The organism is Pseudoflavonifractor capillosus (assembly GCF_016899775.1).
Classification (GTDB): Bacteria; Bacillota; Clostridia; order Oscillospirales; family Oscillospiraceae; genus Lawsonibacter.
The window spans coordinates 1-4749 of record NZ_JACJJE010000103.1; the positions used below are offsets into that span (position 1 = coordinate 1).

Annotated in this window: 2 protein-coding genes; both read right to left on the bottom strand. The window is 59.1% G+C overall.

Annotated elements, in window-relative coordinates; all coding sequences use genetic code 11:
- The coding region (locus tag H6B31_RS16215; protein ID WP_204899451.1) for a DUF3852 domain-containing protein at window positions 1-230 on the bottom strand (230 nt) is incomplete at its 3' end.
- Between the two features lie 88 nt (window positions 231-318).
- The coding region (locus H6B31_RS16220) for an MSCRAMM family protein (RefSeq protein ID WP_204899450.1) at window positions 319-4749 on the bottom strand (4431 nt) is incomplete at its 5' end.

Below are 4749 nucleotides of genomic sequence, written 5' to 3' on the forward strand. Positions count from 1 at the left end.
TCAAACTGGCCATGTTTCCGATAATCAAAGTAAGCCATGGCCAATTTTACGAAGAAGGCGATGGCGATCACCATGCTTAGAGCGGGAAACACGACGCTGTCCACCACGGTCTTGATCTGGCCAGAGGCATCCGTCCAGGTCTGCTCTACAGCCCCGGCTACGTCGCCGGCGGCCATAGCAGGGACGCAGAGCAGGCCAGCCAGCAGGAAAACTGAGAGGAACACAAGCATCCATTTTCTTCGATTCACAGAAATTCCTCCTTTTAAAATGAAGAGGCCGCCCCATGAAAGGGGCGGCCTCTCAAAACTATGGATAGGATCAATAGCCGGTGCGGGGCAGGGGCTGGGAGGGCTTGTAGACCGTGGTCACCCAGCGGGAGACTGCCATGATCCACTGGCCGTCATAGACGCCGCCCACGTCCGCCGTGTTGGTGAACTTGGTGCCGCCGGTGAGGCCGGAGAGCACTGTACAGGTTACCTGGGGCGCCTCTACCTGCCGGAAGTTGGAAGGTACCACGCCGAAGGAGACCATGAACTGGGTCACGCACTCGTTGGAGGCCAGCCCCAGGGCTGCGGGGGAGGCGTCCAGCACATAGTTCTGCTGGGTGGACAGGTTGTCCGCCAGGGTGCGCCAGGCTCCGTTGGACAGGTTGGTCTGGTACACGATTTTATAGTTTCCGGGTACGTTGTAGGTGCCGGTGACGATCTTGTCCAGCCGCATCGCCTGGGTGGGCAGGGTGTCCCGCCAGAAGAAGGAGGTGAGGCTGGTGGTGGAGTTGTTGGCGATGTTGGCGAAGTCATAGCGGATGGACTGGCCAGGCATGACCTCCACATAGCCGGTTTTCTGGATGGAAACGTTGGTGTAGAGACTCTTGTTGGTCATGGCTGTCTTCACGATCTGTCCGGCGAACTCGATCTCCACTTCAATAGGTGTCTTGTCCAGTCCATAGAAGTCCGCTGCCTTGGATTCCACGATTTTGTACTGGCCCAGGGGCAGAGGGCGGGAGGCTGCCACACCGTTCTTATCCGTCCGAATGGTGTCCACTAAATTGCCAGTCTTTGCATTGTAAATCTCGAACTCTGTGTTCGGGATGGGCGTCCCGGCAGGCCAGCCGTTCATGGAGTTATAGTCCGCCGAGGTCTTGGTCACCTGGATCTGACCTGTAATAGGGGTATTTTCCCACTCCACCAGCGTGGTCTCCCCAGCCTTGACATAAACAGTTCGGAGTTGGGTGTCCGGGATATAGCCCTCGTTTTCCAGTTCGCGCAGATAGTATCTGCCGCTCTCCGTCAGGCCCTCGAACCAGGCGTAACCCCGGTCATCGGTGGTCTGCTGGTCGATGGGGTTGTGGCTGCTGTCGTGCAGGATGAAGGACACGCCGGGGATACCATCACCGTCCGCGGTGGAAATTTTGTGGAGCAGAATACCGGAGATGGGCGCGTTGGTCACGGTGAGGGGGGTGGTCCTGTTTTCCTCCACGGTAAAGTAGACGGGCGTGGGGTCCAGCCGGAATGTGTCCGGGCAGTCGGTCTCCACGGCGTAGTAATTGCCGGCCTCAAGAGAAATATAGACCTTACCGTTTCGCCCGGTGGTCACGGTGTCCACCAGGGCGTCATCCGACACCCGGCGAATTTCAAAGGTAACGTCCGGAATCGTCTCAGACTTGTCCGCCTCGCTCACCTTTGTCAACTCTGCACCGCCCACGGCATCGTTATAAAAACGGAGCGTCTGGGTGTCGTTGGGGTTGATGGTGACGGTCTGGCTCTGGCTGTCCGGGTCGATGGTATAGCCCTCCACGCTCTCCAGTTCCGTCACGATGACGGTGCCGGTGAGCCCGGACAGGGTGATCTTCCCTGTGGAATCGGTGTAATAGAGGCCATTGGAGGACAGTGTGCCTCCGGCGGCGTCCACATACTGTCCGTTGGCGTATTTGACCTCGAATTTGACGCCCTCCAGCGGGACGGTGCTCGTGCCATTCCGCCCCCACTTCTCAATCACCAGATTACCCAAGGGCTGGTTGCGGAACTCCACCGTGATGGTCTGGCCCTCTTTCACCTGAACAGTCTGGGGGGTATTGTCCAGCAGGTAGCCGGGCTTTGCCCTGGTCTCTTTGATGACCAGCGTGGTGCCCGGCTCCACGCCTTCCACCAGGAAAGAACCGGCGGAGTCCGTCACAAACTTGCCGTTGGCGTCGCCCACCACGGCCCCGTCCGCCGTGGTCACAAAAAACTCCACATCGCTCAGGGGGCTGTTATCGCTGGCCGACACCTTCTTGACTAAAACGGCCCCCTTGGGCGCGTTGCCAAAATAGAGGGTTACAATGTCCTGGTCCTCGCCGGAGATGTAGAAGGACTGAGGCGCGCTGTCGATAACGTGAGCCCCGTCGCTCTCCAACTCCTCGCAAATGTAATAGCCCGCTTTGAGGCCGGTGACGGTGAAGGAGCCGTTCTCCGAAGTCACATAGGTCCCAATGACCGTGCCGCCGGTGCCGGAGGTGCTGCCGCCCAGGTAGCTGAGCTGGAAACGGCAGTTGGGAAGGGCAGCCCCCGTCACACTGTCCCGTTTATACACCACCAACGCCGACAGGGGGGTATTTTCAAACAGAAATGTATGGCCCTTCCCGGCCTGCACGAACGCCTCCTGGGTGTCGCTGTCCTTGATGGAGAATCCGGCGGGCGGTTCCAGTTCCTTCACCCGGAACCAGCCGTCCCGCAGGCCGTTGTCCGGACCGGTCAGTTCAATGCGGCCGTTCTCGTCTGTCGTGAACACGCCCAAGTCGTTGTATTCGCCGGTCTCCGTGTCGTTGCTGGCATACCAGACTTGGAAACGAACATTGCTTAGCCGCTCATGGGTGATAGAATTTTCCTTGATGATCTCGATGGTGGGCGCCTTATGATTTTCAAAATAGGCGGTGTGGTCCCGGTTGGGATAGAGGGTGACGAGCTGGGGCTCCGCGTCCATCAAATAAGGGGACGGCACCGACTTTTCGGAGATTTCGTACACGCCGGGCAGCAGATTCTCCAGCGTGGCCTTTCCATCCGGCCCAGTCTTGATCTCGTCCACACTGTGGCCATCCGCCGCTTCCACTAAAAACACCGTATCAGCCACAGGCTCGCCGCTGTCGGCGTCCCGTTTCACTACCGTCAAATTCGGCCTGCGGTCATTTTCCAGGCCAATGGTGCTGTCCCTGCCGGGAAAGAGCTGGATGTGGTGCTCCCTGGTGTCCAAGATATGGTCGGACACGGTGGCGGTTTCCACCAGGGAATAGACGCCGGGCTCCAACCCCTCCCAGGTGATGGTCCCGTCCGGCCCGGTGGTGCGGTCCAGGTAGTGCCCGCCGTCCTCCACCTTGGCCAGGCGGAAGGTGACGCCCGCCAGGGGCGTGCCGTCCGAGCTGGTCTTGGTGAGGGTGAGGGAGGGCAGCTTGCTGTTGGTGAACACAAATTCCGCGTTTTCGTTGGGGTCCAGGTGGATGATCCGCTGGGCGTCGTCGATCACATAGCCCGGACACTCCAGTTCTGTCACCACATAAGCGCCCACAGGGAGCTTGCTGAGGTCAATGGTCCCATCCTCCGAGGTCGTATATTCCTCGGGGCCCCAGGAACCGTCCACCGCTTCAATCCGGAAACGGGCGTTGGCGATTGGTTTGGAGAGGTCGGCGCTGTCCACCTTCGTCAAATGGATGCCCGGCTTCAGGTCGTTGAAGAAAACCAGCTCCTTGATGCCATCCCCAGCCTTCAGCTCCACCTCTTGGGGTGTTGTGATGGTAATGTGAGCATCGTCGCTCTGCTTCTCCTCCACCCGGTAAGTACCCGGCTGATAGTCGGTGAGCAGGATTTCACCTGAGCTGTCCGTCTCATAATCGCCCAGGTACTCGCCGTCTCTCCAGATACTGAATGTAATGTCACTTAACGGTTCCTTGCTCGTCCGGTCATACTTGGTGATCCGCAATCCGGGCAGCTCCTGGTTGACAAAATAGGTCGTGGAGGTCTCACCGGATACCACCGTGGCGGTCTTGACCGTCTCCGTGTCGGCCTGCCAGCCGGGGATACCGGAGATCTCCCGCACCTCATAGCCGCCGGGGGCCAGTTCCGTAAACTCAATGGAGCCGTCCGGCCCAGTCTGGCCGGACTGGGTCTCCCCAGTCTCCAGATTCTTGATTTGGATGGTTACACCCTCCAGCAGCTCGCCGGTGTCGCTGTACTTCTCCACCCGGAGATTGCCGTAGGGTTTGTTGGTGAAGGTCAGCTCAGCCATCTGCCCCGCTGTCACATTGATGTGCTGGGTGCTGTTTTCCCCTTTCAAGTACCATTTCGGCGGGGTGAGCTCCTCCACGGTAAAGTGGCCGGTCTGGTTCAGCTGGACTGTCACCGTTCCGTCCGAGCCAGTGGTATAGGTGCTGCCCACAGTGGAGCCGTCCGGGGCAGTGATTTTGAACACGGCCCCCTCCAGGCCCAGAGTTGTCCCTTCCTCCAGCTTTGTGATCTTGATTCCCGTCCCAGGGGTGTCGGGCTCATCCGGGTCCTCCGGGTCCGGGGGATTCGGCTCGTCTGGGTCCTCCGGCTCATCCGGTGTGTCATGTTCAAAATTAAAGGGGCTAAAAATATGGAGTCCAAAACTCCGCCGCTCGGAGAAAATCGTATCCCGGATGGGTCGGGCGTACTGAATGGTATCCACATAGCTGTCGCACTCGGCAAAGCCGTTGGTGGAAACCAGCTCCTCCCCGGTGGGGGTGCCGTTCTCATCCAG